Here is a 5,206-nt window from a genome sequence, read left to right as displayed (position 1 = left end):
GCCGGCCAGGATCGCGCTCGAGAGCAAGGGGTAGCGGCTTTCGATCAGCGGATGATAGGCAAGGTCGCTGTTGGGCACCAACGCACCGATCATCACGCCGCCGCTGTGCGACGGCTCGACTGATCGCAGCGGCAGCCGGGTGATATCGATCAGCCGCGCCGGATGCTCGACGTGATACTTCATCAGGTCGATCAGATTGGTGCCGCCGGCGATGAACTTGGCCGCCGGATCGGCGGCCTTCAGCCTGACGGCCTCGGCGATGTCGGCCGCGCGGGCGTATTCGAAGGCGTTCATCGGCTGCCTCCCATTGCGCCCATCGCCTGCTCGATGGCGGCGACGATGTTGGGATAGGCGCCGCAGCGGCAGATGTTGCCGCTCATCAGTTCGCGGATGTCATCCACGGTCTTCGCCCTGCCCTCCGCGATCAGGCCGGCGGCCGAGCAGATCTGGCCCGGCGTGCAATAGCCGCACTGGAAGGCGTCATGATCGATGAAGGCCTGCTGCAACGGATGCAGCGCATCTCCCTTCGCCAGCCCCTCAATCGTGGTCACCTCGGAGCCGTCCTTCATCACCGCAAATGTCAGGCAGGACACCACGCGACGACCGTCGAGCAGCACCGTGCAGGCACCGCACTGGCCGTGATCGCAGCCCTTCTTGCTGCCGGTCATGTCGAGATGATTGCGCAGGAGATCGAGCAGCGTGGTCCACGGCGCGACGGATATTGTTCGCGACTCCCCATTGATCTTCAGCGTGATCGAAAGAGGCGCGGGCTTGGACGTGGCATGCGCCCCCGATTGGGGCGAGGATGGCGGGCTCATGCGGGATTCTCCATGTGGCGCTTCTTGGTTCTGTTGTTTTTGGTTCTGTTGTTTTTGTTGGCTTCGGACGGGAGCATGGATTTGCGTTTCCGCAGCACAAATCAATGTGCCGAGATTTTTTCGCCGCAAGATATGCGCTTTGGCGCAATTTCAATCGTCCGCAAGCACGGACGAGCAATCATGGTTGATGGAACATGGGGCCGTTGCCCCGATCGCACCCCTTCAAATGAGATACCTCTCGGGGATAACCCGCAACGCAACGAATCGTTCGAATGAGGTCGCGCTAAAGCTTCAGGCTGCCCGCCCGAGCCAGGCGCGCATCTTCTGCGCCAGGCTGCGGCGCGGCGACCCGTCGGGATCGCTCGGATCGTCCGATCCGTCGGGGTCATCGCCCGTGACGCTGCCGGGCCGGCCGGCATCAGATCCGCTGCCCTCCTCCACCGTCTCATGGTCGCTGCCGGCAGTCGGCGGCACGGAGGACGATTTCGCGGCTGGGATCATCGACTTGATCTGGGCGGCGACCGCTTGCACCCGGTCGACGTCATCCAGCATGGCCGGCGCGGTTTTCGGCTGCTCCGGCTCAGCCTCGGCATCTGCCGGTCCGGACGCCGCAGCTTCGACGAAGCTCTCGCTAACAGGTTCGACCGCAACAGCTACGATCTCGATCGCATCGATCTCGTCGGCGACCGGCTCCATTGGTGCGCTCGCGTCGCGCGAACTTGCCAGTTCCGCTGGCTCGGCTGCCACGTCCGGCAACGGCGCCGGCGGCTCCTCGACGCCCCGGCTGCGGCGCTTGCGCGTTGCAGCCGCCTTGCTCGCCGCCGTCAGTTTGCTCTCGGACGCCGGCTTGGCCAGCTTCTCGGCAGCGACGGCAGGCTTGCCCGCAGGCGCGGGCTTGGCCTTGGTCTTGCGGATCAGACCCGCAAGCGCATAGGGCCCGACATTCTCCAGGAACGTCTTTTCGTGCTCCCGCGACAGCCGCGCCACCGCGGCATCAAGCGTCAGCCAGTCGACCGCACGCACATCGTTCATCAGCGCGCGGGTCGGCTCGCCACTCGCCTCCATGCGCCAGTAGTGCACGACCTTGGCACGCACGCCGGTGTCATAGACCAGGGTGCCGAGGAATTCGTGCACAGTCACACTGTGCCCGGTCTCCTCCAGCACCTCGCGCTTGGCCGCTTCACGCGGCGTCTCGCCGTCGTCGAGCTTGCCCTTCGGCAGCACCCATTCGTCGCGCTTGCGCAGGCGCACGACCGCAATCCGCGGCGGCTGCTCCCGCCGCAGGACAATACCCCCCGCCGCCATGACCGGCGCTCTCGCCATCGCGTCTCCCGACTTTCAGGTTCGGAACATCAAAAGCTTCGATTCGTCGAATTGAACGAAACGATATAGCGATGCGCAACGGCGAAATCGAGGTTTCGCCGTTGCATCTTGCGCATTCGCCTTCATCAGATACGCCGGCGCCACAGCCGCTCGCCGGCCTTGATGCGCGCCCCGTCCTGCACATTGTCACAGAATTCGAAGTCGCCGGGCGCAAGCAGGATGATGGTCGAACCGTGCTCGAACCAGCCGAGTTCCTCGCCTTTGCGCACGCTGGTGGCGCAGGAATATGTCAGGGGGCGTTCGGTCTGCGCGTTCAAGACGCGGTCGAGCGCGTGCAGGCGGATGCTCGCAACCAGAATAGCCGCGACCGGCACGATCGTGAACGGCTCGCCGGTGGCCAGATGGGTGCGGATGACGGCGCGCTCGTTCTTGCAGAACAGCCGCTCGACCCGCTTCAAGGCGATCGGGTTGACGTTCCAGGTATCGCCATGGATCAGGCTGACGTGCTCGAGCGTCATGTCGTAGGGCGCGTGGAAACGATGATACATGCTCGACGTGAGGCGCAGGGTCATGAAGCGACCATTCCGATGCGTCTCGACCACGGCAGGATCGGCGACCAGGTCGATCAAAGAATACGGCGCGCCTTTGATCTGGTAGAGTTCGCCATCCACGATCGTGCCGTGGGCGCCGATGATGCCGTCGGACGGGCTGGTCACAACCGCGGGGTCCGAATCAAACGGCCGCAGGCCCGGCTTCAACTCCCGGGTGAAGCAGTCGTGCAGGCTCTTGAAATGGGTCTGTTTGGCCTCCGACAGATCGAGATCGGAGAACAGCTTCCAGAAGCCGATCGAGGCATCCGCGAGCCAAGGGTTCTCGATTTTGCTGAACCAGCCCATGAAGCGGGTCAGCGCCGCCCGGGGGACGCGGTTGGTGAGCAGGAAGTTGAGGTCTTCCTGTTGGGTCAGGGTGGAGATCAGGCTCTTGACTGTCATGAATCTGTCAGCAGGACTGAGTAGCGCTTGTGAACATGGAAAACTCGATTCCTCTCTTGTCGCTCGCTGCCGGCGCGGTTGCTGTCACAGCGGCTGTCGCCCCGAAGGTCAAGGCCCGTATCGAATTGTCACGGGCCAAGCACCGCTCGCTGGCCGGCCATTCCAAGATGTCGCGGCGGATCTCGAAACTGATCCCGCGCTACGAGTTCGATATCAACGATTTCTTCCGCTCCGATGACGCGCCGCAGGACGTCGCGACCAAGCGGCAGGACGGCTTCTTCCGGCTCGGCGCCCAGTTCCAGGAGAAATTCGCCAAGAGCCGGGCGCTGACCGCTGAGGCGGCCGCCGGCATCTCCGACCTGCAGTTCACCCAGGCTTACCGGGTGCCGTTCCAGTACAGCCGGCTGGTCAAGGAACATCTCGGCGCCGGCTCCTTCATGCAGGCCTCGTCGGGCGTCACTCTGACCGACCTCGACGGCAATGTCTTCTACGATCTGACCGGCGCCTACGGCGTCAACATCTTCGGCTATGATTTCTACAAGGAATGCATCGCCAACGCCGACACGCGCGCCCAGGCGCTCGGACCGGTGCTGGGCTTCTATCACCCGGTTGTTGCCGACAATGTGAAACGGCTGATCGAGCTGTCCGGCATGGACGAAGTCTCGTTCCATATGTCCGGCACTGAGGCCGTGATGCAGGCGGTGCGGCTGGCGCGCTATCATACCGGCAAGACGCATCTGGTTCGGTTTGCCGGCGCCTATCACGGCTGGTGGGGCGACGTGCAGCCCGGCGTCGGCAACCCGATTGCGCCGCACGAGACCTATACGCTGGCGGAGATGCCGGAGCGGACGCTGCATGTGTTGCGGACGCGGCGCGATATCGCCTGCGTGCTGGTCAATCCCCTGCAGGCGCTGCATCCGAATTCCAACGCACCTGGCGATTCCGCGCTGGTCGATTCCTCCCGCAAGGGCGGCTTCGACCGTGAGGCCTATACCGCTTGGCTGAACCAACTGCGCGAGGTCTGCACCGAGCGCGGCATCGTGTTGATCTTCGACGAGGTGTTTCTCGGCTTCCGGCTCGCGCCGAGCGGCTGCCAGGAGTATTTCGGCGTCCGCGCCGACATGGTCACCTACGGCAAGAGCCTCGGCGGCGGCCTGCCGATCGGCGTGGTCTGCGGCAAATCCAAGTTCATGCGCCGCTTCCGCGACGATGCGCCCGCCGACATCTGCTTTGCCCGCGGCACCTTCAACTCGCATCCTTATGTCATGACGGCGATGGACGAGTTCCTGAGCCGGCTCAAGAGCCCGAACTTCTCGGCGATCTATAATGGGCTCGACGAGACCTGGAACGGCCGCGCCAAACAGCTCAACGACATGCTGAAGGCGAGCGACCTGCCGGTCCATGTCTCCAATTTGCAGTCGATCTGGACGGTCGAATATACCGTGCCTTCGCGCTACAACTGGATGCTGCAATATTACCTCCGCGCCGAGGGCCTGGCCCTCAGCTGGGTCGGCACCGGGCGCTTCATCTTCAGCCTCAACTACACCGACGCCGATTTTGCCGAAGTCGCCAAGCGCTTCGTCGCGGCGGCTGAGAAGATGAAGCAGGATCAGTGGTGGTGGAACGATGGTTCGCTCACCAACAAGGCGATCAAGCGCAAGATCCTGAAAGAGATGATCGGCCAGGCCTTCGGGCGCTGAGGCTGCCCTTCTCACGTGACGATCGCCTCGCGGCCGGGCTCAACCCCGGCCGTTTGCATTTGAGGGCTTTGCGGCCTCGGCGTGCCACACTCTGCTCCCTCCCGCGAGGGACGACCGCATATGAATTCGAGGCCGTTCTGGGCCTCATGGTTCGAGACGCGCCGCAAGCGGCGCTCCTCACCATGAGGGTCTAGGATTTCGCCACGAAATCAGCCCTCGTCCTGAGGAGCTCGCCGGAGGCGAGCGTCTCGAAGGACGGTGGAAGGCGCACTGCTGCCGCAAGCTTCATTCAGTCAAATGCGATCGCCTTGCGCTTGCGGGGAGGGGTTGGGGCGGGGGTAGCCCCACAAAGACTACCGCTGTGGACCCCCCA

General features: G+C 63.7%; 6 protein-coding genes. 2 read left to right on the top strand and 4 right to left on the bottom strand.

The window, feature by feature from the left end:
• Together BRAS3843_RS18610 and BRAS3843_RS18605 are read right to left on the bottom strand one after the other, a co-directional pair.
• Positions 1–294 (bottom strand): FAD binding domain-containing protein (locus BRAS3843_RS18610; RefSeq protein WP_035982125.1); only part of this gene is annotated, 294 nt, incomplete at its 3' end.
• Positions 291–818, bottom strand: a complete 528-nt coding sequence (locus tag BRAS3843_RS18605) for a (2Fe-2S)-binding protein (protein WP_008970540.1) — start codon at positions 816–818, stop codon at positions 291–293. The genes BRAS3843_RS18605 and BRAS3843_RS18610, both read right to left, overlap by 4 nt.
• A gap of 12 nt (positions 819–830) precedes the next feature.
• Here BRAS3843_RS18605 and BRAS3843_RS40815 point away from each other — a divergent pair, with 12 nt between their 5' ends.
• Positions 831–1,094, top strand: coding sequence for a hypothetical protein (locus BRAS3843_RS40815; RefSeq protein WP_139024909.1), 264 nt, complete (start codon positions 831–833; stop codon positions 1,092–1,094).
• A 15-nt stretch (positions 1,095–1,109) separates the two neighbouring features.
• Here BRAS3843_RS40815 and BRAS3843_RS18600 read toward each other — a convergent pair whose 3' ends face one another.
• Together BRAS3843_RS18600 and asd are read right to left on the bottom strand one after the other, a co-directional pair.
• Complete coding sequence (locus tag BRAS3843_RS18600) at positions 1,110–2,141, bottom strand: NUDIX hydrolase (RefSeq protein WP_008970539.1); 1,032 nt, start codon at positions 2,139–2,141, stop codon at positions 1,110–1,112.
• A 125-nt stretch (positions 2,142–2,266) separates the two neighbouring features.
• The gene (gene asd / locus BRAS3843_RS18595; protein ID WP_008970538.1) at positions 2,267–3,133 is read right to left on the bottom strand and encodes an archaetidylserine decarboxylase; all 867 of its coding nucleotides are present in this window, start codon (positions 3,131–3,133) and stop codon (positions 2,267–2,269) included.
• Positions 3,134–3,168: 35 nt separating this feature from the next.
• On the opposite strand from asd, the gene BRAS3843_RS18590 reads away from it, so the two are divergent.
• Complete coding sequence (locus BRAS3843_RS18590) at positions 3,169–4,833, top strand: aminotransferase class III-fold pyridoxal phosphate-dependent enzyme (RefSeq protein ID WP_008970537.1); 1,665 nt, start codon at positions 3,169–3,171, stop codon at positions 4,831–4,833.
• The last annotated feature ends 373 nt before the right edge of the window (positions 4,834–5,206 follow it).

This window comes from Bradyrhizobium sp. STM 3843, from assembly GCF_000239815.1.
Lineage (GTDB): Bacteria > Pseudomonadota > Alphaproteobacteria > Rhizobiales > Xanthobacteraceae > Bradyrhizobium.
Note: the sequence above shows the minus strand (reverse complement) of the source record. Positions and strands in the feature narration are given on the sequence as shown.